23 protein-coding genes are annotated in these 22,417 nt (G+C 68.9%); 9 read left to right on the top strand and 14 right to left on the bottom strand.

Annotated elements, in window-relative coordinates; all coding sequences use genetic code 11:
- Positions 1-247: 247 nt before the first annotated feature.
- Complete coding sequence (locus ACWCO2_RS04205; RefSeq protein WP_450126238.1) at positions 248-424, bottom strand: alpha/beta fold hydrolase; 177 nt, start codon at positions 422-424, stop codon at positions 248-250.
- Positions 425-577: 153 nt separating this feature from the next.
- Here ACWCO2_RS04205 and ACWCO2_RS04200 point away from each other — a divergent pair, with 153 nt between their 5' ends.
- Both ACWCO2_RS04200 and ACWCO2_RS04195 read left to right on the top strand, forming a co-directional pair.
- The gene (locus ACWCO2_RS04200) at positions 578-1,333 is read left to right on the top strand and encodes a TetR/AcrR family transcriptional regulator (RefSeq protein WP_450126237.1); all 756 of its coding nucleotides are present in this window, start codon (positions 578-580) and stop codon (positions 1,331-1,333) included.
- Positions 1,326-1,634 (top strand): DUF4873 domain-containing protein, encoded by a 309-nt coding sequence (locus ACWCO2_RS04195; protein WP_450126236.1) that lies wholly within the window; start codon positions 1,326-1,328, stop codon positions 1,632-1,634. The genes ACWCO2_RS04200 and ACWCO2_RS04195 overlap by 8 nt, the downstream gene beginning before the upstream one ends.
- A gap of 105 nt (positions 1,635-1,739) precedes the next feature.
- Here the strand turns inward: ACWCO2_RS04195 and ACWCO2_RS04190 are convergent, their stop codons facing one another.
- Positions 1,740-1,967 carry a DUF3107 domain-containing protein gene (locus ACWCO2_RS04190; protein ID WP_351053717.1) on the bottom strand — a complete coding sequence of 76 codons (228 nt, stop codon included), beginning with the start codon at positions 1,965-1,967 and terminating at the stop codon, positions 1,740-1,742.
- Positions 1,968-2,204: 237 nt separating this feature from the next.
- Complete coding sequence (locus ACWCO2_RS04185; RefSeq protein ID WP_450126235.1) at positions 2,205-2,891, bottom strand: ferritin-like fold-containing protein; 687 nt, start codon at positions 2,889-2,891, stop codon at positions 2,205-2,207.
- A gap of 548 nt (positions 2,892-3,439) precedes the next feature.
- Here ACWCO2_RS04185 and ACWCO2_RS04180 point away from each other — a divergent pair.
- On the top strand, positions 3,440-4,966 hold the full coding sequence (locus tag ACWCO2_RS04180) for a DEAD/DEAH box helicase (protein ID WP_450126256.1): 1,527 nt from the start codon (positions 3,440-3,442) through the stop codon (positions 4,964-4,966).
- 130 nt (positions 4,967-5,096) lie between these two features.
- Complete coding sequence (locus ACWCO2_RS04175; RefSeq protein WP_450126234.1) at positions 5,097-6,302, top strand: Rv3212 family protein; 1,206 nt, start codon at positions 5,097-5,099, stop codon at positions 6,300-6,302.
- Between the two features lie 52 nt (positions 6,303-6,354).
- Here ACWCO2_RS04175 and ACWCO2_RS04170 read toward each other — a convergent pair whose 3' ends face one another.
- The 5 genes from ACWCO2_RS04170 to ACWCO2_RS04150 form a co-directional block, all read right to left on the bottom strand.
- Positions 6,355-6,741 (bottom strand): hypothetical protein, encoded by a 387-nt coding sequence (locus ACWCO2_RS04170; protein WP_450126233.1) that lies wholly within the window; start codon positions 6,739-6,741, stop codon positions 6,355-6,357.
- Positions 6,741-7,574 (bottom strand): RecB family exonuclease, encoded by an 834-nt coding sequence (locus tag ACWCO2_RS04165; protein WP_450126232.1) that lies wholly within the window; start codon positions 7,572-7,574, stop codon positions 6,741-6,743. Before ACWCO2_RS04165 ends, ACWCO2_RS04170 begins: the two co-directional genes overlap by 1 nt.
- A 47-nt stretch (positions 7,575-7,621) precedes the next feature.
- A complete protein-coding gene (locus tag ACWCO2_RS04160; protein WP_450126255.1) occupies positions 7,622-8,503 on the bottom strand; it encodes a PHP domain-containing protein in 882 nt (293 codons plus the stop codon).
- A gap of 87 nt (positions 8,504-8,590) precedes the next feature.
- Positions 8,591-9,163, bottom strand: a complete 573-nt coding sequence (locus tag ACWCO2_RS04155) for a PH domain-containing protein (RefSeq protein WP_450126231.1) — start codon at positions 9,161-9,163, stop codon at positions 8,591-8,593.
- 25 nt (positions 9,164-9,188) lie between these two features.
- Complete coding sequence (locus ACWCO2_RS04150; RefSeq protein ID WP_270948804.1) at positions 9,189-9,350, bottom strand: hypothetical protein; 162 nt, start codon at positions 9,348-9,350, stop codon at positions 9,189-9,191.
- 167 nt (positions 9,351-9,517) lie between these two features.
- On the opposite strand from ACWCO2_RS04150, the gene ACWCO2_RS04145 reads away from it, so the two are divergent.
- The 4 genes from ACWCO2_RS04145 (at position 9,518) to ACWCO2_RS04130 (ending at position 12,562) form a co-directional block, all read left to right on the top strand.
- Positions 9,518-9,925, top strand: coding sequence for an NUDIX hydrolase (locus tag ACWCO2_RS04145; protein ID WP_450126254.1), 408 nt, complete (start codon positions 9,518-9,520; stop codon positions 9,923-9,925).
- Positions 9,926-10,365: 440 nt separating this feature from the next.
- Positions 10,366-11,448, top strand: coding sequence for a magnesium/cobalt transporter CorA (gene corA, locus ACWCO2_RS04140; RefSeq protein WP_450126230.1), 1,083 nt, complete (start codon positions 10,366-10,368; stop codon positions 11,446-11,448).
- Between the two features lie 140 nt (positions 11,449-11,588).
- Positions 11,589-11,777: a hypothetical protein gene (locus ACWCO2_RS04135; RefSeq protein WP_450126229.1), complete on the top strand. Its 189-nt coding sequence runs from the start codon at positions 11,589-11,591 to the stop codon at positions 11,775-11,777.
- Positions 11,778-12,088: 311 nt separating this feature from the next.
- The gene (locus ACWCO2_RS04130; RefSeq protein ID WP_450126228.1) at positions 12,089-12,562 is read left to right on the top strand and encodes a CAP domain-containing protein; all 474 of its coding nucleotides are present in this window, start codon (positions 12,089-12,091) and stop codon (positions 12,560-12,562) included.
- A gap of 62 nt (positions 12,563-12,624) precedes the next feature.
- Here ACWCO2_RS04130 and ACWCO2_RS04125 read toward each other — a convergent pair whose 3' ends face one another.
- The 5 genes from ACWCO2_RS04125 to ACWCO2_RS04105 form a co-directional block, all read right to left on the bottom strand.
- Positions 12,625-13,797 carry an ABC transporter ATP-binding protein gene (locus ACWCO2_RS04125; protein ID WP_450126227.1) on the bottom strand — a complete coding sequence of 391 codons (1,173 nt, stop codon included), beginning with the start codon at positions 13,795-13,797 and terminating at the stop codon, positions 12,625-12,627.
- Between the two features lie 6 nt (positions 13,798-13,803).
- Positions 13,804-14,649 (bottom strand): carbohydrate ABC transporter permease, encoded by an 846-nt coding sequence (locus ACWCO2_RS04120; RefSeq protein WP_450126226.1) that lies wholly within the window; start codon positions 14,647-14,649, stop codon positions 13,804-13,806.
- Positions 14,649-15,587, bottom strand: a complete 939-nt coding sequence (locus ACWCO2_RS04115; RefSeq protein ID WP_450126225.1) for a carbohydrate ABC transporter permease — start codon at positions 15,585-15,587, stop codon at positions 14,649-14,651. The genes ACWCO2_RS04120 and ACWCO2_RS04115 overlap by 1 nt, the downstream gene beginning before the upstream one ends.
- Positions 15,587-16,843, bottom strand: coding sequence for an ABC transporter substrate-binding protein (locus tag ACWCO2_RS04110; RefSeq protein WP_450126224.1), 1,257 nt, complete (start codon positions 16,841-16,843; stop codon positions 15,587-15,589). The genes ACWCO2_RS04115 and ACWCO2_RS04110 overlap by 1 nt, the downstream gene beginning before the upstream one ends.
- A gap of 242 nt (positions 16,844-17,085) precedes the next feature.
- Entirely contained in the window at positions 17,086-17,607 is a 522-nt protein-coding gene (locus tag ACWCO2_RS04105) for a general stress protein (protein ID WP_450126223.1), read from the bottom strand.
- Between the two features lie 189 nt (positions 17,608-17,796).
- Between ACWCO2_RS04105 and ACWCO2_RS04100 the strand changes: the two genes are divergently transcribed.
- A complete protein-coding gene (locus tag ACWCO2_RS04100) occupies positions 17,797-18,633 on the top strand; it encodes a spermidine synthase (protein ID WP_450126222.1) in 837 nt (278 codons plus the stop codon).
- Here ACWCO2_RS04100 and ACWCO2_RS04095 read toward each other — a convergent pair.
- Positions 18,630-22,076, bottom strand: coding sequence for a patatin-like protein (locus tag ACWCO2_RS04095; RefSeq protein ID WP_450126253.1), 3,447 nt, complete (start codon positions 22,074-22,076; stop codon positions 18,630-18,632). The genes ACWCO2_RS04100 and ACWCO2_RS04095 overlap by 4 nt on opposite strands.
- Positions 22,077-22,417 lie beyond the last annotated feature (341 nt).

Here is a 22,417-nt window from a genome sequence, read left to right as displayed (position 1 = left end):
ACTGGACGTTGCCCCACCTTGGAAGGATGTGAGTGTTGATCGCGATCTCGTACCTGACGAACGTTGATCGCGCGAGATGGAAATTGGACATCCAATTTCCATCGAAATCGCACACCTCCGACACCCGGGCACCGCGCCGGACGGGTCGGTGCCTGGCCCTGGCGGGGATCACAGTTTCAATTGAAACTGTGATCCGCCGTGGCTGGGATTTACAGTTTCAATTGAAACTGTGGCGTGTCGGGGTCGGTCAGCGGGCGGCTCGGGCGACCAGTTCGGCGATGCGGTCGGTGACCTCCGCCGTTCGCTCCAACGGGAGCATGTGGCCCGCGCCCGCGTAGATCAGCAGCTTCGCGTCCGGCAGCGCCTCGGCGATGCGGCGGGAGTGGGTGTGCGGCGTGAGCCGGTCGGCCAGGCCGGAGAGCACGACGGTCGGTCGTAGCTGTTCCGGGCGGACGAGCTCAGCAGCCTGCCCGCCGTCTTCTCCCGGTCGTTGACCTGCAAGGCCCTGCTCATCCGATGATCACCCCTCAACCCGCGGCGTCGCATGTTACTCCGGGTAACGGATACCTTGGGTAGCGTGAGCTACATCTCTCGACCTGTCAAGGCCGCTCCGCGCGACGGCGAACGCGGCGACGCGCGGCGGGAACGCTGGCGCGAACACCGCCAGGCGCGGCGCGCCGAGTTCGTCGAGGCGACGGTGCGGGCCATCGGCAAGCACGGGGCCGAGGTCGGCATGGACGACATCGCCGCCGAGGCCGGGGTCAGCAAGCCGGTGCTCTACCGGCACTTCCACGACAAGAGCGACCTCTACGTCGCCGTCGGCGAGTGGGGCGCGGAGCTGCTGATGCAGCGTCTGCGGCCGCTGTTCCACGAGACCGGCAGCCCCAACCAGCGGATCCGCCGCCTGCTCGACACCTACCTCGGGACCATCGAGCAGTACCCGGACCTGTACCGGTTCGTCGTGCAGCGCACCTTCGCCGACCGACCGGTGCGCAGCGACCCGGTCACGGTGGAGAAGACGGTGATCGCGAACTCGCTGTCCCGCCTGCTCGGCAAGTACCTGCGACTGCTCGGCCTGGACTCCGGCGGGGTCGAGGTCTGGAGCCACGGCGCGGTGGGGATGGTGCAGGCCAGCGGTGACTGGTGGCTGGACCGGCAGTCGATGAGCCGCAGCGACCTCACCGACTACCTGGCGCAGATCATCTGGCACGCCATCGACGGTCTGCTGCGCTCGGCCGGACTGGTGATCGACCCCGACGAACCGCTGGAGATCAACGAGCACGGCTTGCGCGTGGTGGCCGATGTCGACGAGGAGGACGCCGACCATGGATGAGCACGACGAGGACGACTACCGCGGCCCGGCCACATTGCGCACCGAGGACCGCGAGGTCGCGGTCGAAGTGGTGCTGCGCGGCCATTTCCAGCCGATCGACGGCCGTTTCCACTGGTACGGACGGTTGGCCGCGCACGACGAGGTGGCCGAGTTCGCCGCCAACCGCAAGATGGCAGTACTGCTGAGCACCCCGCAGGGCGAAGCGCAGGGCACCCTGTCCGACCCGGATCCGTGGGGCCGCTTCCGGATCACCGGCACCGGCCGCCCGCCGTTCCCGATCCCGGCCGGCGTGGACGACTGAGCCGCGCGAAACGCGAAGGACACCTCCCACCAGGTACTGGCGAGAGGTGCCCTTCACCTCGGTCTAGCAACCGCGCGGACTCGCGCAGGGCGGAACTTTCCCCGATCAGCCGACGCCGAAGCCCACCCGCGGCAGCTCGGCCGGGCCGATCTCCACGTAGGCGACCTTCGTCGACGGGACGATGATGCGCCGCCCCTTCTCGTCGGTCAGCGCCAGCACGCCGTCAGCGTTCTTCAGCGCGTCGGCGACCAGCGACTCGACCTCTTCGGGGGACTGTCCGCTGGCGACCGTCAGCTCGCGCGGGCTGTCCACGACGCCGATCTTGACCTCCACGCCGAACCTCCGTTGGGCACTCGATTCCGATGGATGCGGCAAGGTTATCCCAGCCCGTACCGACTCAGGGCAACGAAGCCCGCCGCGCCGCTATTCCGCCAACCGCAGCAACCCAACCGGGGCCGGCAGAACCACAGCCTCCAGTCGGGCACCCGCAGTCCAGGCGGCGTCTGAGGTTCCGCTACCCGCACCGCTACGCAAAACGAGGATGGAAAAACCTCATTGAAACTGTGGTCATCAGCCGAGGCCGAGGCGCTCCATGCGCTTGCCGTGGTTGCTCTGCAGGCGGCGGAACATGGCTCCGATGCCGGTCAGGTCGCCCGAGCCCTTGATGATCAGCTCGGCCAGCGCGTCGCGCTCGGCGACCACCCGCTGCGCCTGCATGATCGCCTCGCCCAGCAGGCGCCGACCCCAAAGCGTCAGCTTGTCGCGCAGCTGGCGGTCGTCCTCGCAGGCCGCCTGCACCTCGCGCTCGGCGAAGGCCGCGTGCCCGGTGTCGGCCAGAACCGCGAGCACCAGTTCGCGCGATGTCGGGTCGAGCCACTCGGCCACCTCGCGGTAGAAATCGGCCGCCAGACCGTCTCCGACGTAGGCCTTGACGAGTGACTCCAGCCACGAATGCGGCGCGGTGGAGGCGTTGAACGCTTCGAACGGCTCGGCGAAGGGCTCCATCACCGCGCCGATCTCCACCCCGCGCCCGGCGAGGTGCTCCTCCAGCAACCGGTAGTGCCCCATCTCCGCCGCCGCCATGCTGGCCAGCGCGGCGCGCCCGGTCAGAGTGGGTGCTGTGCGCGCATCCTCGGCGAGGCGGTCGAATGCGCTGAGCTCGCCGTAGGCCAGTGCCGCCAGCAGATCCACGACGCCTTCCGAGTAACGTTCGTCACTTTCTCCCGGCAGCGCCGCGTTCTGGTCAGCCTCACTCATGGCTGCGAGCGTAACCGGCGGCGCGCCCGAGTTATACGCGCCACGGTCAGAACGGTCGACCAACAGGTATCCTCGGACACCGGAGGAGCTTCGGCGTCCAGCGGGCGGCCTGCCGGTCGCGCACCGTGGGGCTGGCTCCCCGAACGTCACGATCCGGGCGCGACAGCCCGAGCGGGACGGCCCCGGACCACTGCCGGTGCGAACGCGGCCCACGAGAGCTCGCACGCCGGTTTTGGCGCACGCGACGCCGAGAAGAACGAACCGCAGCGGATCTCCGCTGAGCGAACAGAGGCGCGCATCATCACGTCGGTGACCACGAGCACAGCGAGCGGCTGGGAACAGCAGGCCGCAGTGCCCGGAGGACGTCGCCACGGATCGACCCGAACCGGGACGCGAGCGCGCAGGTACCGAGAGAGGCGATCATTCTGACGTTCACCAACACCCAGGCCCCTGACGGCCTCGAAGACCCCAACGGCGGCGGCAGCCCCGAGGCCGAGGAGCCGGGCACCGCGCCGAACGCGACCCCGGAAGCCCCGACCTTCGCCGAGCTGGACGTGCACCCGGACATCGTCCGGGCGCTGAGCGAGTCGGGCATCGAGCGCACCTTCGCCATCCAGGAGCTGACCCTGCCGCTGGCGATGGGCGGCGAGGACCTGATCGGCCAGGCGCGCACCGGCACCGGCAAGACGCTGGGCTTCGGCGTCCCACTGCTGCACCGCGTGCAGGTGCCCGGCGACGGCACCCCGCAGGCGCTCGTCGTGGTCCCGACCCGCGAGCTGTGCCTGCAGGTCACTCGCGACCTCACGGACGCGGGCAAGCACCTGGGCGTGCGCACCGTCGCGGTCTACGGCGGCCGCCCCTACGAGGAGCAGATCTCCGCCCTGCAGAAGGGCGTCGACGTCGTCATCGGCACCCCGGGCCGCCTGCTCGACCTGGCCGAACAGCGCCACCTGGTGCTCGGCAAGGTCCGCGGGCTGGTGCTCGACGAGGCCGACGAGATGCTCGACCTGGGCTTCCTGCCCGACATCGAGCGGATCCTGCACATGGTTCCCGAGCAGCGGCAGACGATGCTGTTCTCGGCCACCATGCCGGGCCCGATCCTGACCCTGGCCCGCACCTTCATGACCCGCCCCACGCACATCCGCGCGGAGCAGGCCGACGAGAGCGCAGTCCACGAGCGCACCCGGCAGTTCATCTACCGGGCGCACGCGATGGACAAGACCGAGCTGATCGCCAAAGCGCTGCAGGCCGACGGTCGCGGTCTGGCGATGATCTTCAGCCGCACCAAGCGGCAGGCCCAGAAGGTGGCCGACGAGCTCACCGAGCGCGGCTTCGCGGCCGGCGCGGTGCACGGCGACCTCGGCCAGGGCGCCCGCGAGAAGGCGCTGCGCGCGTTCCGCTCCGGCAAGGTCGACATCCTGGTCGCCACCGACGTGGCCGCCCGAGGCATCGACGTCGCCGGGGTCACGCACGTGATCAACCTGCAGTGCCCGGACGACGAGAAGACCTACGTGCACCGCATCGGCCGCACCGGCCGGGCAGGCCGCGAGGGCGTCGCGATCACCCTGGTCGACTGGGACGAAGAGCCCCGCTGGAAGCTGATCAGCGAAGCGCTGGGTCTGGACAAACCGCAGCCGGTGGAGACCTACTCCACCTCGCCGCACCTGTTCATCGAACTCGACATCCCGACCGACGTCACCGGACGGCTTCCGCTGTCCAAGCGCACCCGGGAAGGCCTCGACGCCGAGCCCGAGGCGCAGGGCGGCGAGCCCAAGCGTCCGCGGCGCAGCCGCCGACGCACCCGCGGTGGCCAGGAGTCCCGCGGCGAAGCCGAGGCCGGCGCCCGCCAGGACAGCGACTCCGAGACCCGGCCCGCGCGCACGCGTCAGCGCCGTCGCACCCGCGGCGGAGCCGAGGCCAGCGCACCGGCGCCCGAGGCGCCCGCCGCAGGCGCGGAAGCCGACGCCGGGGAGCGGCCGCGCCGTCGACGCCGGAGGCGTCGTCCGGGCGGCGACCAGGTCGGCGAAGCCGGCGGTTCGACGCGCAGCGGCAACGCCGAAGGCGGCGCCGCGTAGCGGAGGCAGCGGATGGCGGTTTCGCGGGAGATCGCCATCCACCCCGCAGGCGGATCAACAGCCGCTGAGAAGCACGGGTCTGGAAACAGGCTTGTAAGCTCGCCCTCGAGGCGAGCTTTTTTTAGGAGTGATGGTGGTCCGGCCGGAGCGGCGTACGCGTACCGACCTCGTCGTGGTCGCGCTGATCGCGGTCGCCGTGGTCGTCACCGGGACCGTGCTGTGGTTCAACAGCGACGCCCGGGCCACCGTTTCCGAGGTTGCCCCGCACCCTCTGCCCGAACTCCCCGAGGCCAAGAGCGTTCCTGAGGGATTCACCGAAGCGTGGCGGGCTCCGAGTCCCGCCACCCCGGTTCCCGTCGTCGCCGGTCCGGCGGCCGTGACCGGCTCGGGCAACGAAGTCCTCGGACATGATCCCGAAACCGGTCGAGTCGCTTGGCGCTACGCGCGCGACATTCCACTGTGCACGATCGGTTCGGAGTGGGACCGGGCGATCGCGGTCTTCCGGAAGTCCCGCAACTGCAGCGAGGTCACTTCGCTGCAGGGGCCGACCGGGCTCCGCGGTCCGCAGCGCAACTCCGACGCCGAGCTCGACACCCAGCTGCTCTCCGACGGCACCTACGTGACCGCCACCGGGCAGCACACCTTCGAATCGTGGCGCTCGGACCTGGTGCGCACCCAGCAGTTCGGCATTCCGCCCGCGGTCAAGAACCCGGACAACAACATGAAGCGCCCGAACTGCACGTACACCTCCACCGCGGTCGGCGACGACCGAGTCGGCGTAATCGAGAAGTGCCCGCAGGAGCTGGGCCGGATCACGGTCATCAAGACCAAGCCGGAGGACGACGAGAAGCCCGAGGAGGTCTTCAGCACCGGGCTCGGCAGCGCCTCGGCCGGGGTCATCGCGGTCACGAGCAAGCACGTCGCGGTGGTCGAGCGCGACCGCTCCACGGTGGTCGTGTTCGACGACAACGGCCGCGAGGTCACGCGCTACCCGGTCCGCCTCGGCACCCCGGACTTCCGGTCGAACGTGCAGGTCGAGGGCACCAAGACGGGCAACCGGATTTACTGGCACACCGGTGCGGACACCCTCGCGCTCGACCCGACCACGCTCACCCCGCAGTGGAGCGTCCCGGACACCCTCGGACCGGGCACCGGATTCGCCGGAAAGCTGCTGGTCCCGGTGCGGGAGGGGCTCGCCGTGATCGACCCCGGCACCGGCAACCACGAGCGCGTGATCCCGGTGGACCGCGGCGGATACACCGGCCCGGTGCAGCTCAACGCGGTCGGTTCGGTTCTGCTCGAACAGCGCGGCGATACCCTCGTCGCTCTCCGCTGATCACCCCGTGAGCACTTCCGGTGCTATGACGCCGGAAAAGGCGCACAGCTCGTCAGAGCCACCACCAGAACCACAGCGAACCCAGCACCAGGACGAACACTCCGACAGTCGCGAGGCCACCGGCCAGATCGCGGCGGCGATCGGCGACCGCCTGCAGCGCCAAGGCCACCAGCGACGCCACCAGCTGGCTGATCACCGCTGGTAAGCCGGGCCCTTCCAGCCCCTCCCGCGTCGCCCAGAACTGGACGCCGGCGAGGAACAGTGAGAGCACGAGAAACCCGGCCGCCAGCGCTCCGCTCAAGCCGCGGAACCTGCCCTTGCTCCGGCTGGCAGGCTGATGCGCGTGCCGTCTCCGACCAGCATCGGCGGGGATCGGCTGGGTTCGGAACCGGCGCGGCTCCGGTGCGCGCATCCGCCGGTGCTCTTCTCGGCTGCTCATCAGGTTTCCAACGCAGACCAGGACGGCAGATCTGGTGCCGCCTGCTTGCCCTCGGCGCAGTGCGACCGGAAATCGCACCACGAGCAGTGCCGCCCGGTGCGCACCGGGAACAGCGACTCCGGGTCTCCCCCGAGTTCCAGCTCGTCCGCGGCGCTCTGGAACTCGGCAGCCAGCTGCTCGGCCCGATCCCGCAGCTCGGCCAGCGATTCCGCGGTGTGCTCCCAGCTCGCTACGGTTCCGCTCGGCAGGTGGTGCAGCTCGACGCGGCGGCAGGTCCGGTGGAACTGCTTGCGCACGGCCAGCGCGTAGAGGCCCAGCGCCAACGAATCCCGCGCGTCGCTGATCTGCAGCCCGAATCGTCCGGTCTTGTAGTCGACGACCACGAGTTCCCCGTGCCGCTCGTCGATCCGGTCCACCCGGCCCTCGGCGATGATCGACCCGACCGGCGCGGAAACCCACCGCTCGACCGCGAGCGGAGTCTCCCCCGGAGGCAGCTCGGCGACGTACCCGTGGACCCATTCCTGCGCGCGCCCGCGGAATTCAGCGGCCTGCTCGGGATCGGCGAACCCGTCGGACTTCCAGTACTCCCGCACCAGCGCCGAGGCGCGCTCCGGCGACCGCTGGTCGACGCGCAGGTCGAAGTAGGCACGCAGCGCGTTGTGCACCACCGCGCCCAACGTGGCGTTGGCCCGGGCACCGGATCGCGACGGGGTCGGGCGATCCAGGTAGTTCATGCGGTACTTGCGCGGGCACTGCTGCCAGGTCGACAGGCGAGCCGGCGTCACCCGCACCAACTTGCTGGGAATGCCTTCGAGACCGAGCTGCCCTTGCACGTGACCCACAGTACGCAGTTTTGCTACTACACCTCGACCTGCCCCGTTCAGTCGATCATCTTGCTACCGCTGCACCTGTCGACGAGTCGGTCCAATGACTCCGGCGGCGTCGTCTCCTGGCCGATCCGGATCGTCTTGTTGGTGCCGTGGTAGTCGCTGCTCCCGGTGGGGATCAGGTCCAGCTCGGCGGCGAGCCCGCGCAGCCGCTCGCGCGTCGCGGGGTCGTGGTCGGGGTGGTCGATCTCGATGCCGGCCAACCCGTGCCCGGTCAGCTCCTCGACGACCTCCGCGGTCACCACCGGTCCGCGAGCCGTCGCGAAGGGGTGCGCCAGCACGGTCGCCCCGCCGGCGTCGGAGATCATCTGGATCGCGCGCTGGATCGGGGTGTCGGTACGCGGCAGGTAGTACCGACCGGTGCCACCGAGGTACTTGGCGAACGCCTCGTCCACGCTGGCCACCGTTCCCGCCTCGACCAGAGCGCGCGCGAGGTGCGGACGGCCGCCCGGCGAGTCCGGCGGCAGCCCGGCCATCAACCCCTCCGGGTCGATCGGGAAACCGTCGGCCGCCATGTGCCGAGCCATCTGGAGCAGCCTTTCCCGCCGCTCCGCGCGCAGCCGCGACTGCTCGACGACGAGCGCCTCGGACGCCGGGTCGAACAGGTACGCCAGCAGGTGCACGGTGATCGTCCGGCCGTTGCCGTCCGGACATGCGCAGGACAGCTCAGCGCCCGGGACGACCCGGAGCCGGCCCGGCGGCCCGAGTTCGCGCACCGCTCGCTCGGCCTCGGCCCAGCCCGCGGTGGTGTCGTGGTCTGTGATCGCGATGGCATCCAGCCCCGCCGCGACGGCCGTGGCCACCAGCTCGGCCGGTGTGTCGGTGCCGTCGGACTCGGTGGAATGCGTGTGCAGGTCGATTAGCACACCGAACAGTGTGACCCATGCTCCGCGAACCGCGGCGACCGCTGTCCGGGCGGCGATCGGCCCGGCGAGCTGGACGCCCGCCGGGCCGATCATCGCTCAGAGCTTGGCGGCTTTGCGCTTTCCGACTGCTGCTCGGCGAGCCTTGAGCATCGAGAAGCGGTCCTGCTGCTGACCCTTCTTGTCACCGAAGACCAGGCCGGAGATCGCGTCTTCGACCTCGGTTGGGTTCGGGACGTACTCGATGCGGTTGAGCGCCTGGATCTGACCGGCCGACTCGACCACGAGGGTGCCGTACCCGAAGATCCGGCCCGCCAAGGAACGAGCGAAGGTCAGGTCGGTCACCTTCGTGATCGGCATCATCGCCACGTTGGTGGTGAAGATGCCGGAGGTCAGCAAGAACCTCTTGTCGGTGACGACGACGCGTTCCACGTACCAGTCGAGCACCTGGTACGTGAAGCGCACCAGGACGATCAACCCGGCGTACCAGAGGATGTTCTGGAACAACCAGGCGTTTCCCGCTGGCAGCAGGTACGACACCATAACCAGGCCGACGAGCAGGCCGATCGCTTCGAAGAGATCCCACAGCAAGCACGCCCAGTGGCGCCGCACGCGGATCACCCTGCGTTCGGTGTCCAGCAGGTACTCGTCGGGATCCCTCGGAGCGAACAAGGCACCCGCCTCCCGCGGCTCGCGCTTACTGGAAGAGGTTCTGCATGAAGGTGATGACGGCCTCTGCTGCGCCCTTCAGGCTGTCCAGGATGCCGTTGACCACGCCACTCGCTTGAGCTGGCGCGGCAAACAGGAAATACAGGAGGAAAGCAACTCCGGCCCACGTGAGGATTTTCTTCATGTTCACTGTCACGCACCCCGTCCGAAAATGCCCTTGAGTAGCGCAGGCGTTTGCTGATCCGTTGTACCGCACTTCGCTGCTTTACGGCAGCTTTGTACCGCACTTGGGTCAGTCGTATCCAAGCGGGCTCGGATCAACTACCCTCCGTGGCGATGATCGTATCGGAGAACCCCATGATCCGCTGCATCGGAGCAGTGATCCACGACCCATTTGGCCGGTTACTGCTGATCAAACGCGCACATGAGCCGGATGCCGGGAAGTGGTCGCTGCCCGGCGGCAAGGTGGAGCAGGGAGAATCCGACCATTCGGCGGTACAACGCGAAGTCCTCGAGGAAACGGGACTCTCCGTCACTGTCGGCGCGCTCGTCGGCCGCATCACCCGCCCCACTCCGCACGGGACCTACGACATCCTCGATTACTCCTGTCGGAGCAACGATTGGGCACTTTGCCCTGGTGATGACGCCGCAGATGCCATTTGGGCGGACAGTGCGACTTTCGCCACATTCGACGCCGACGGCGCTCTGACGGAGGGCTTGGCGGACTACCTGCGGTCCTGGGATTGTTTACCCCGCAACGAGTGATCGTCTGGATTCGACCGGATGATCACTTCGATCCTCGGTGACCGAGTTGTCCGAACCAGGCCGCGGAGCTCGCGGGCATTCGCCCACATCGCCCAATTCACCCGTTTCCGTCCGCCATTCGATGCGCCTTGTGACGTTCTGCTAGAGCGGTTGCCGCGGCAACGCTCCGACGGAGTATCGTTGCCGGTTGGCTGACGCGAGGACCACCGCATCGGTGGATGACCTTCAGGAGGTGAGGGATCGTGGGCAATAGCGCCGACAGCGCTCTTCCGTGCAGTACCAACCGCATCCCCGCCGGGAAGACCGTCCGCTAGCACTGCCGGTCATCGCCCCCTCCGGACCCGGCCGGGATGCGCGACCCCGTTCCGCGCCTCGAAGCTCGTCGTTCCCCGGTTGATCCACCCCGACGGAACGCGCCCCGGACACCCCTGGAGGCCGCCGTGCCCAACCTCCCCTCGCTCGGTCTGCGCAACCGAAACGGCCGCACGTCCCGCACCGCGCCTCGCCCGACGCCCGCACCGACCTCCGACTACGTGGTGGACTGCGGGATCTACGTCGACGGCAAGCGGGTCGAAGGCACCTGGAACCACTTCGATGCCGTCGAAGAAGTGCGGCGCCGCGGCACCGGATTCGTCTGGATCGGACTGCACGAACCCACCGAAGAGCAGATCAACGGTCTCGCCGACACCTTCGGACTGCACGAGCTGGCCGTCGAGGACGCCGTGCACGCCCACCAGCGGCCGAAGCTCGAGCGTTACGACAACACGCTGTTCATGGTGCTCAAGACGGTCCGCTACCTCTCGTCGGACCGGCGGTCGGCGACCAGCGAGATCGTCGACACCGGTGAGCTGATGGTGTTCCTCGGCCGGGACTTCGTGATCACCGTCCGGCACGGCAAGCACGCCGGGCTCGGTCAGGTGCGCAGCCAGCTGGAGGCCGATCCGGAGCAGCTGGCGCTGGGGCCGTCGGCGGTGCTGCACGGCGTCGCCGACCTCGTGGTGGACACCTACCTGGAGGTCACCGAGGCCATCCAGGACGACATCGACGAGATCGAGGCCGAGGTCTTCGAGCCGCGCACCAAGGTCGACGCCGAGCAGATCTACCTGATGAAGCGCGAAGTGCTGGAGCTGCGCCGGGCGGTGTTACCGCTGACGAAGCCGTTGCAGCGGCTGGCCGACGGCTACACGCCGATGGTCGCCGACGACGTGCGCTCCTACTTCCGCAACGTCGAGGACCACCTGGCGAAGGTCTCGGAAATGGTGGGTTCCTTCGACGAACTGCTGACCACCCTGGTGGACGCGACGCTGGCCAAGATCACGCTCCAGCAGAACACCGACATGCGCAAGATCTCCGCGTGGGTCGCGATCATCTCGACGCCGACCATGATCGCCGGAATCTACGGCATGAACTTCACCAACATGCCCGAGGTGGATTGGACCTACGGCTATCCGGGCGTGCTCGCGGTGATGATGTGCGCCTGCATGGTGCTGTTCAAGATCTTCCGCAGGAACAAGTGGTTGTGATGGCACTGGGTAACGAAGTCCGGATCTCGGACGATACGCTCAGCGGGGTCACTTCGCGCCCGGTCTTCTTCCGGACGCGCCACCTGCCATTCACCGCCGCCCGTTCAATTCGGGCGGTATCCGCGCGTGAGGAGGTTGTCATGCACCGGCTGCTGCAGAACCAGGGGCACGCCAAGCATCAACCCACCTCCGCCCCTCTGCCGCGACGAAGTCCGGTGACGCGACGGCAGATCGCGGAACAGCTGTTCCGGCACACCTCGTGGGTGCAGCGAAAACCCGGCGCGATGTGGGACGCGGTTCCCGCCGCGCCGCGCGCCGCCGTGCGCTGACGCCTGCCGGGATTTCCGCGGGCCACATCGTGAGGACGAATTCTCTTGCAGATCTTCGTTGTTCACGTCGGAGGCATCGCCATGACTCGCTTGATGACCAACAAGCTCACCATCCTCGTCGCACTGATCATGGGATGGATCTTCACCCTGTTCGTGCTGATCTCGAACCAGCCCTGATCCACTCGTCCACTGTGGCCTGAATTCGCACCCACGAGCGGTAGCCACATTCAGCGATGCAGTCGCGCATCGCGGTCGTGGTGCGGCTATAACTCCCACCAGGCAAGGATCTCCAACGGTGGAGGTGGTCGCGGATGCCGGGTTTGCGCACGACTGCCGCGGTTCTGGCGCTGCTCGGCGCCGCACCGCTGCTCCTGGCGGCGAAAGCACCGCCGGTCGAGCAACAGCTCCTCGACCTGACCAACAACGCCCGAGCGGGCGCCGGTTGCCCACCGCTACGCCTGAACGCGAACCTGAACGAGGCGGCGGCGGAACACAGCGCAGACATGGCCCACCAGAACCACTTCGAGCACACCGGGAGCGACGGCAGCGACCCCGCGGACCGCACCCAAGCAGCGGGCTACCCGGGCAACTACATCGGGGAGAACATCGCCGCAGGCTACGACTCCCCCACAGCCGTCTTCCAGAAGTGGATGGAAACCGCAGTCCACCGAGGCAACATCCTCGACTGCGAATTCACCGACCTGGGCGTCGGCCACGCAGAAGTCCCGACCAGCCAGTACCGCACCTACTGGACCCAAGACCTCGGCCGCCCACCGATCAGGTGAGCCGTGAAGGGCACCTTTGACCGAGTTTAAGTCGGTCAAAGGTGCCCTTCACCGGGTCTGGATCAGGTGAGGGTGCGGCCGGTGGTGGGATTGAAGAGGTGGATCTTGTCGGGGTTGAACCAGACGTTGAGGGGTTGGTTCTCGCGGGCTCCGGACTGGACCGAGAGGCGGGTGACGACCTGGCCTTCGTCGGTCGGGACGTCGGCGCTGCCGCTGTCGGCTGCGAGTTCGTCCAGTTCCGCCGTGCTCGCGCGGCCGCCGTGGAGGGTGAAGTAGACGTATTTGTCCGAGCCCATTTCCTCTACTACGTCTACCTCGCCTTGGAAGGTTGCGCCGGTGGCGCGGGTCGCGTCGTCGAGCAGGGTGGCGTCTTCGAAGTGCTCCGGGCGGATGCCGAGGACGAGTTCGCGTGGGGCGTTGGCGGATTCCAGGGCGCGGCGGAGGCGGTCGTTGAGCGGGACGTCGCCCAGGGGGCCGCGTAGGACTCCGTCGACGGCCTCGACCGGTGCGAAGTTCATCGCTGGAGAGCCGATGAAGCCCGCTACGAACAGGTTCGCCGGGTGTTCGTAGAGGTGTTGGGGCGCGCCCACTTGCTGCACGACTCCGCCGCGCAGGACGACCACGCGGTCGCCCAAGGTCATCGCCTCGGTTTGGTCGTGGGTGACGTAGACCGTCGTGGTGCCCAGGCGCTTCTGGAGCTTCGAGACCGACGTGCGCATCTGAACTCGGAGCTTCGCGTCCAAATTGGACAGCGGCTCGTCCATCAGGAACGCCTTGGGGCTGCGGACGATCGCTCGCCCCATCGCGACGCGCTGACGCTGGCCGCCGGAGAGGTTGGCCGGCTTTCGCTCCAGGTGCTTGGTCAGGTCGAGGATCTTGGCCGCCTCCTCGACCTTCGCCCGCACCTTCGTCGTGTCAACCTTGGCCAGGCGCAGCGGAAAGGCCATGTTCTCGAACACCGTCATGTGCGGGTACAGCGCGTAGGACTGGAACACCATCGCGATGTCGCGGTCCTTCGGCGCGCGTTCGTTCATCCGCTCACCGCTGATGCGCAGCTCGCCGGAGCTGATGTCCTCCAGCCCGGCGATCATGTTTAGCGTGGTGGACTTCCCGCAGCCGGACGGGCCGACCAGGATCACGAACTCGCCGTCAGCGATCTCCAGGTTCACCTCGTCGACCGCCAACGCCCCGTCGGGATAGCGCTTGGACACCGCGTCCAGCACGATCTCGGCCACTTCGCCTCACCCCTTCACTGCGCCGGAGGTCAGTCCGGACACGATGCGCCGCTGGAAGAACAGCACGAACACGATGATCGGAACGGTGATCACTACCGCCGCGGCGGAGATGGACCCGGTCGGGTCCTCGAACTGCGAGCTGCCGGTGAAGAACTGCAGCGCCACCGGCACCGTCCGGGAGTTCTCCGTGGAGGTCAGCGAGATCGCGAACAGGAAGTCGTTCCAGCAGAAGATGAACACCAGGATCGCGGTGGTGAACACGCCCGGCGCGGCCAGCGGCGCGATCACCTTCGCGAAGGCCTGCCCCGGCGTCGCGCCGTCCATCTTGGCCGCCTTCTCCAGCTCCCACGGGATCTCCCGGAAGAACGCCGACAGCGTGTAGATCGACAGCGGCAGCGAGAAGGTGATGTAGGGCAGGATCAGGCCCGGCCATGTGTCGAAAAGCCCCAGCACCCGCTCGATCTCGAACAGCGGGGACACCAGCGACACCTGCGGGAACATCGCGATCAGCAGCGACACCCCGACCAGCAGCCGCTTGCCTGGGAACTCCAGCCGGGCGATCGCGTAGGCCGCCATTGTTCCCAGCACGACGGCGATCGCGGTCGCGATCAGCGCGATGCCGATGGAGTTCAGCAGCGCGCGGGTGAACTCCGTGGTGCTGAAGATCGCCGCGTAGTTCTCCAGCGTCCACTCTCGCGGAATCAGGTTGCCGTCGGACAGCGTGTCCGGCGTCTTGAACGACAGCGACAGGATCCACAGCACCGGCAGCAGCGCGTAGACCACGACGACGACGTTGAGCACCGTCCACTTGGCCTTCCGCGCCGGGGTCTCCGCCCCTCCCACGCCCGCCATCAGCGCCTCCCCTCGTCGTCACTACCGGGCGCGGCCGTGCCGAAGAGCTTGACGAAGATCCACGCGATGAGCGCGACGGCCACGAAGATCAACACCGACATGGTGGAGCCGATGCCCAGGTTCAGTCCCTTGATCAGGTTGTTGTAGGCCAGCACCGACACCGACGAAGTGTCCTGCGCGCCGGAGGTGAGCACCACGATGTTGTCGAAGACGCGGAAGGCGTCGAGGGTGCGGAACAGCAGCGCGACCAGGATGGCCGGTTTCATCACCGGCAGCATCACCTTCACGAACCGCTGCCACGGCCCGGCGCCGTCCATCGCCGCCGCCTTGAGCAGGTCGTCAGGCACCAGCGCCAGCCCGGCCATCAGCAGCAGCGCCATGAACGGGGTGGTCTTCCAGACCTCGGCGAGGATCACGATGGCCAGCGCGCTGGCGTGCTCGGTCAGTGGTGCGCCGCCTGGTGTGATCGCGTTGGCGAGGTAGCCGGTGTCCGGCGTCCAGGCGTAGCGCCAGCTGAAAGCCGCGACCACGGTGACTATTCCGTACGGGATGAGGGTGACCGTGCGGACCAGACCGCGGCCGACCAGAGCCCGGTGCATGACCAGCGCCAGGCCCATGCCGAGCGCGAATTCGATGACCACCGACACCGCGGTGACCAGCACGGTCACCCAGAACGCCGTCCACCAGTAGCTGTTGCTCAGCACGGTGATGTAGTTGTCCAGCCCGACGAACTCGCGCTGGTCCGGGTACTTCAGGTCGAAGCGCTGGAACGACAGCCACAGCGCGTAGAGGATCGGGTAACCGGTGACGGCGAGCATCACCAGCGCGGCCGGGGCGCACAGCATCCAGCCGAGCCGGCGTTCGGCCTTCTTGCCCTCGCTGATCGCTCCCCCGCCGTTGGACACCGCCACGGGCTCCGCTTGACCTCGCTGCACCATCAGGGCATCACTCCCTTGGACTCCAAGGCGTTCTGCACCTCGGTGCGCATCCGGTCCGCGGTGGGCTGCGGGTCGATCTGCGCGATCGGGGACAGCAGTTTGGACAACACCGTGGAGACGTTCTGGGCGGCCGGGGTCACCGGGCGAACACCGGGATCCTTGAGGGCTTCCAGGATGGTGTCGCGCATCGGGTACTCGGCGGCGATCTCGGGATCGGCGTAGACGGACTCGATCGTCGGCGGCACACCGTCGTTGAGCGCGGAGGCCTTCTGGTTCTCCGGATTGCGCAGGCACTTGGCCGCTTCGAAGGACAGCTCCGGCTTGGTCGAGAAGCTGCTGATCGCGTAGTTGCCGCCGCCGATGGTGGACTTGCTCGGCACCCCCGGCTGCAGACCCGGCAGCCGCGCCCAGCCGACCTTCGCGGCCAGCTCCGGCTTCTTCTCCTGCATCGAGGCGTAGACGAACGGCCAGTTCAGCTGGAACGCGGACTGCCCGGACTCGAACTCCTGCCGGGCGTCGTCCTCCTTGGCGTTGTTCATCGACGCGCTGGTCACGCCCGCAGTGCCGAGGTCGTGCAGCGCCTGCAACGCCCGCACCGCGCCCTCGTCGACCACGGCGGTCTTGTCGTCGTCGGAGACGATGTGCCCGCCCGCCGATTCGACCAGCGTGTTGAAGTGCACGTACAAGCCCTCGTACTGCGCGCCGGTCAACGAGATCCAGTGCGGCTTGCCCTCCTGCTTGAGACGCTGGGCGGTGGAGATCATCTCGTCCCAGGTCTTCGGCGGTTCGGGCACCAGGTCCTTGCGGTACCAGAGGAGCTGCACGTTGGTGTTCTTCGGCGCTGCGTAGAGCTTGCCGCCCCAAGTGGCGGTTTCCAGCGGCCCCTGCAGCGTGCCTTGCTCGACGTCGGTCTTGTCCTGCCCGGTCCACTCCCGGATCCACTTCGCCTCGGCGAACTCACCGGTCCAGGTGACGTCGAGGTTCAGGACGTCCATGCCGTCGTCCCCGGCGGCGAGCCGGCGCACCATCTGCTCGCGCTGGCCGTCAGCGTCGCGGGGCAGCTTGTGGTAGACGATGTTGTACCGCCCGCCCGACTCGGCGTTGCAGCGGTCGACGTTCTGCTGCAGGTTCTCCTCGGGCGCGCTGTAGAGGTTCACGGTGTTCGCGCTGGATGCCGGGGCGCAGGCGGTCAGCGCGGACGCGCAGGCCAGCGACGCTCCGAGCACCGCCGCGCGACGAGTGCGGCGAACTCTCACGATCGGTCCTCCCGGTTTCTGGTCGCAGCCACGACCGAGCCCGAGTGCCCACGCTCCGTCGCCTGCCACCACCGGCGATGACGCCGGTGAAGGGAAAGCTAGGGCTCTTGATCAGCCGCGGCAAGACCGCCGCACCCCTTGTTGCCAACACGTGAAATACGGCGAAACAGGCAACCCCCGGACTCCCCCGAAAGCACGATGCCCAGGCTCCGGACGGGGGCCTGGGCATCGGTGCGAACGCGTCACTGCGTGGGTGGTGGTTTCATCGCGAGCTTGGCGAGGAGGTCGCGCCCCTGCTCCGCGTGGCGGGGCTGGGCAAGGACGTCGTAGCGGCCCGCGACCAGCTGGCTCGCCGAGGAGAAGTCGCGGCGGCCGCGCGTGGAGGCGTAGCCGACCGCGGCGAAGACCAGACCGAACAACAAACCCGCGCCGAGGCCGGCCAGCACCGGGCCGATCCAGCTGCCCTGCGGGGTGAACATGCCCATGATCAGACCCACGAACAGGCCGAACCAGGCGCCGGAAGCGGCGCCGCCGCCCAGCACCCGGCCCCAGGTCAGCCGTCCCGTGACCCGCTCGACGAGCATCAGGTCGACGCCGACGATGGTCACCTCCTGCACGGGGAAATCGCTGTCCGCGAGGTGGTCGACGGCGCGCTGCGCCTCTTCGTACGTGCTGTAGGAGCCGATCGGCCAACCGGTCGGCGGCGTGGGCAGGCTCGGTGTGCCCGGCGTCTGCCGGCTGGCGCCGGTGAATGGGTTGGACACCGCTGACACCTCCGTGAAAAGTGCTGCCAAGGTCGGAACCGGCGGCGGCGGACGAGCCCGATTCCACCGCAATGTCCCGTCCCCCATCAGGCTACCCTGCGAGGGCTTCCCGGAGATCATGTCGGTCCACGACGCAGCACGCATCCCCAGCCGCCGGTTGGCTAGGGTTTCTGGTGGGGGGTGGGTGTTGTGAAGCGGGTTTGCATCGAGCGGTCGGTCTGGTTCGGCGAGGCCGAGCTGATCCCCGATCCGCACCGGTCTCGCGGGTGGACCGTGGCCGTCGACGGCGTCACCCAGTCCTTCGTGGATCTCGCCGATCCGACCTACCTGAAGCTGCCCTACATCGCCTGGATCGCGCAGACGATCGACCGGTGCTGGCCGTCCGGCGCCGCCGTGTCGGCGACCTACCTCGGCGGTGCCGGGTGCACGCTGCCCCGCTACGTCGCCGCGACGCGGCCCGGGTCCGAGCAGACCGTGTTCGAACTCGACGAGCCGCTGGTCGAGCTCGTGCGCGAGCACCTCGCGCTGGACGAGGTGCCGGGGCTGGACGTGCGCGCGCGGGACGGGCGAGCGGGCATCCAGGACGCGCCGGACGAGAGCAGCGATCTCGTGGTGCTCGACGTGTTCCGCGCTGGGAGCGTGGCCACCGAGCTGGCCACCGTCGAGTTCCTGACCGAGATCTCGCGGGTGCTGCGTCCCGGCGGGCTGTTCGCGGCGAACATCTGGGACGGCGGTGAACTGGAGTTCGCGCTGCGCGCGTTCGCCTCGGTCCGCGAGGTGTTCCCGCACGTCCTGGTCCTCGCCGAGCCCGGCGTCTTGCTGCGCCACCGCGCGGGCAACGTCGTGGTCGTCGCCTCCACCCAGGACCTGCCGAAGGCGGGGCTCGACGAGTGGGGCGCCGCGGCAGCGAACCGGATGTCGTGTCTGACACCGCCGCAGTTGGCCGCCATCGCCGGAACGGGCGCCCCGATCACCGAGGCGAACCCGCACACGGATTCGGTCCCACCGGTCCGGGGATCTCGCTAGCTCATCCGTCCGCGCGGGCGCGGGGTGAGGACGTCGACCGTGCCCAGCAGGATCATGTGCGCGTAGGCCGTGAGCACCGTGGCCAGCAGGATCCAGCCCCCGCCGCTCCAGGCGTTCGGCTCGGACAGCCACAGCACGCCGCCGAACACCAGTGCCGTCAGAGTGACGGCTCCGATGCGGGCGCCGGTCCGATAGGCGATCGCCGCGGGCCAGGTCAGCAGCACCGCGACCAGCGCCAGGCCGAGCGGGCCGAGGCGGAAACCGGTGGTGAACAACCAGAACTCCGCGGCGAGCAGCACCGCCGCGATGGCCAGCGCAGGGAGCCAGCGGGCCAGTCCGTGGCCGAAGCGGGACACGATCCTGCTGCCCGACCACACCGCGAACACCGCCACCAGCAGCATCGCGAACAGCACGCCGGGGCCGAAGGAAGTGCCCGAGAAGTCCGCGAGGCCCCGCCAGTCACCCGGCGGCTTCGGGTCGTAGGCGAACCAGCCGAAGTCCGCCTCCGGCATCGGGCAGTCGAACAGGCAGTAGCTCTGCTGGACTGATACCGCCGTGGCAGTGACGTGCTGCTGGAGATCGTCCAGACCTGATGCGGTCTGCAGGCTCGTCTGGCCGATGCCGGTGAACGCCACGGCAGTGGCAGCGAGCAGACCGAGCAGCGCCGCCCGGCGAGGAGCGGCAACGGTGTAGACGACCAGCATCGCCAACGGCTTGATCAGCGTCATCGCCCGACGACCGAGCCACGGCAGCACGCCACCGCGCGACGGGCGCGCGGCGCGGTAGCCGAGCAGGCCGAAGCGGGTCGCCAACGACAGCGCCCGCCGCTCCCCCAGGTCAGCGAAGCGCTGGCGGCCGACGGCGTAGTGCTCGACCTCGCTCGACAGCTGCTCCGGGGCGGGCGTCGACGGCTCGCCGCCGCCGCGCTGGTCCGCGCCCGAGGCCACCGTCGACACGTATGGGACTTCCTCCGCCGCGATCGTCCACTGCAGACGTTCGGTGAGCAGGTTGCGGGTCTCGGTCAGCGGGTGCTCGTCGTCGGGCCGGGCGAACATCGCGTCCAGCTCGGCGCGTACCTCGCCCGCGTGCCGGGCCCAGACGTCGGCCAGGAAACCCCGCCACTGCTTGGCATGGTCCTCGTCGAGGTTGCCGAGCTCGGCCTTCGTCGGCCGGCTGACGATCGCCTGCAGCGCGTCGCCCAACGCCTCGGACCCGCCGTGCCGCTGCACCAACCGCGCCGGGTCGGCGAGCAGTCCGACCAGCGCGGCGGCGGCGTCCATCCGCCCCCACATCCAGTCGTTGGCCCGCCACTTGGCGGACAGGAACGCGCCGAAGTTGCCGATGTCCAGGCCGCGGATCTTGTCCGCGATGCGCAGCGGGGCGTTTTCCCCGCGCCGCAGCGCCGAGAACGGCAGCGGGCTCTGCTCGTCGCTGACCACGCGCAGCAGGTTGATCCGCGAGCCCGGTACCCGACCGACGTCCAGCGGCGCGGTCAGAATCACCAGCTGCTGGAGCACTTCGGACCGCTGATTGCTGCGCTCCAGCAGCGAATAGCCGATCTGCGCGGGCTCATCGCACTGCGCGCGCGGCGGGGCCAAGGCCGCCAGCCGGTCGGCGACGCGGTACAGCAGCTTGCGGGCTTCGGACACCGCGTCCACCCCGGTGGCCTCCGGAACCGCATCAGCGCCCGAAGACTCCACAATGGACCGGAGCTCGGCGGCGAACTCCGCGAGCACCCGCTGGAAGTCCGTGCCTTCCTCCACCGCGCCCAGCGCCTCGCCGAGCAGCGGCGCGATCGGCGTGGGCAGCGCGTGCTGAAGCCGGACCCGGCGCCGGAGCACTCGCTGCACCCACTCATCGAGCTCCGCGGTCTCGACGATCGGCTCCAGCTTCGCGCCGTTGATCCAGTACCGGTCCGCGTGGCCTTCCAGCACTTCGGCGAACGTGCGCAGCCGGTAGAGCACCGACTTGCAGCGCCCGATCTCCCGGCTCTCCGGCGACCAGCGCTCGATGTCCCACGCCCAGCCGAGGCATTCCTGAACTGCGGTGATCAAGCTGCGCGCGTCGTCGAAGACCCGCGTCGTCGCCTCGCGACCGAGCCCGTCGGACAGGCGCTTATCGAGCTGGGTTCGGGCCGGCGCCGACCAGTCCGCGAGCGGGTCGCCGACCACCGGGGGCAGCAGCTTCCCGTCCTCGCTGCCCGCGGGTTCGGTGAGCAGCTGGTACACCGCCTGCGCGTCGAGCTCCGAGCGCACCACCGCGTGGTCGGGCGCGACGGCGGCGACCTGGCGCTCCAACGCGTCGAGCCGTTCTTCGTCCGGTGTTGCATGAAGCTGCGCGAACAATGCCTTGCGGCGCAACGTCGTTCGCTCCACGACGCGGTTGTGCTCCTCGAGCGCGTCGAGGTCGCCCAGCAGCGATTCCTGCGTCATGCGGGCGCGCAGCGCGGTCAGGCTGACCGGGACCGCGCGTCCCGGCTCGCGGCGCTGCTCTCGCGAAGCGATGGGATCCGGGTTCAGGTACAGCAGCCACCGCTGCGTCGGGCGGTCCGCGGGCGCTTCGGTGATCGCGCGGATCGCCGCGGACACCGGGATGTTGTCCAGCACGCCGCCGTCGATCACGCGAAACGGCACGCGACCGGAATCGGCCGTGGTCTCGGAGAACAACCCGACCATGTTCGGCTCGCCCGCCGGTGGCTTGCCGAGCGACGAGTGCACCTGCGCGGGCTCGAAGGCGAACGGGAACGACGAGGTCGCGCGGGCCGCGTGGGCCAGCCGCAGCACCGTGGCGTCGAACTGCTCGCCCGCACCGAAGTCCGACAGCGGATCGCCCGCCCGGCCGCGGTGCCGGAACTCGAACCTCGCGGTGCGCCGCTCCTGCAGCATCGAACCGGCGCGGGCGTCGAGGCGCTGCTCCACGACCGGGTCGAGCAGGGTCGCGGTGAGCAGCAGGTCGGCGCGGTTGCCCGGCAGCTCCGCCTGGGCGGGGACGCTGCCGGTGATGACCTTGACCAGCTCAGCGCGGAAGTAGGCGTCGCCCTCCAGCAGCGACGGCGGGCTGTGCTGCCAGAACTTCGGTACCGGCCGGGACATCGCCTCCACGTCGCCCAGCCGCACCCAGACCTCGCGCATCCGGTCGAAGGGCATGCCGTAGACGAGGGTGGTGGCCAGCAGCGTGGCGTTCAGCCCACCGGCCGACGCCCCGGCGAGCACGTCGACGGCGACCGAGTCGTAGCCGGACAGCTCCGCCAGCGCCGCCCACGGGTGCGCCCCGGCGGGGTCTTTGGCGTCGAGCAGCGCGGTGCGCAGGCGGTTGATCTCGGCGACTGCGCCGCCGATCCACACCGCCATGCTCGCGCCACCGCGCATCGCCAGCGCCAAGCGCAGTTCCTGCTCGTTCTCCGCTCCAGCCGCGGTGGACACCTCGGAATCCGCCCTCTCCATCGACACCTGCGGATCACCCGAAACCTACCGCGCCAACGCCCACCGGTGGCCCCGGACAACGCATCCGGCCCCCAATGCCCCACAACCTCAACCCACCGGACCAACCCCGAGGCCCCAATCCCCGCTCCCCCGACCGTGGCTGGGTGAGGTGGTCAATTTCGCGAGAAATTGACCACCACCCGGGTGAACGTCAATTTCTCGCGAAATTGACCACCCCGGGTGACGGAGCGCATCGGTGCAGTTCGGCGGAGAATTCCTCGGCCTGCGGTGTGGCGGGTTGGTGGCAGTTTTGCCTATAACTGCCCGGGACGCCCCCTGGTCGAGTGAGGTTGGGAGCGCGG

The organism is Saccharopolyspora sp. NPDC002376 (assembly GCF_053593195.1).
The sequence above is the reverse complement of the archived record's forward strand: the minus strand, read 5'-3'. Positions and strand labels throughout refer to the sequence as shown.

Bases quoted from the DNA above. Each gene is read 5' to 3' on its own strand.
- ACWCO2_RS04145 (WP_450126254.1), top strand. From the start codon at position 9,518: ATGATCCGCTGCATCGGAGCAGTGATCCACGACCCATTTGGCCGGTTA.
- ACWCO2_RS04115 (WP_450126225.1), bottom strand. From the start codon at position 15,587: ATGGTGCAGCGAGGTCAAGCGGAGCCCGTGGCGGTGTCCAACGGCGGG.
- ACWCO2_RS04095 (WP_450126253.1), bottom strand. From the start codon at position 22,076: ATGGAGAGGGCGGATTCCGAGGTGTCCACCGCGGCTGGAGCGGAGAAC.
- ACWCO2_RS04130 (WP_450126228.1), top strand. From the start codon at position 12,089: ATGCCGGGTTTGCGCACGACTGCCGCGGTTCTGGCGCTGCTCGGCGCC.
- ACWCO2_RS04120 (WP_450126226.1), bottom strand. From the start codon at position 14,649: ATGGCGGGCGTGGGAGGGGCGGAGACCCCGGCGCGGAAGGCCAAGTGG.
- ACWCO2_RS04195 (WP_450126236.1), top strand. From the start codon at position 1,326: ATGGATGAGCACGACGAGGACGACTACCGCGGCCCGGCCACATTGCGC.
- ACWCO2_RS04170 (WP_450126233.1), bottom strand. From the start codon at position 6,741: ATGAGCAGCCGAGAAGAGCACCGGCGGATGCGCGCACCGGAGCCGCGC.
- ACWCO2_RS04185 (WP_450126235.1), bottom strand. From the start codon at position 2,891: ATGAGTGAGGCTGACCAGAACGCGGCGCTGCCGGGAGAAAGTGACGAA.
- ACWCO2_RS04175 (WP_450126234.1), top strand. From the start codon at position 5,097: ATGGTGGTCCGGCCGGAGCGGCGTACGCGTACCGACCTCGTCGTGGTC.
- ACWCO2_RS04135 (WP_450126229.1), top strand. From the start codon at position 11,589: ATGCACCGGCTGCTGCAGAACCAGGGGCACGCCAAGCATCAACCCACC.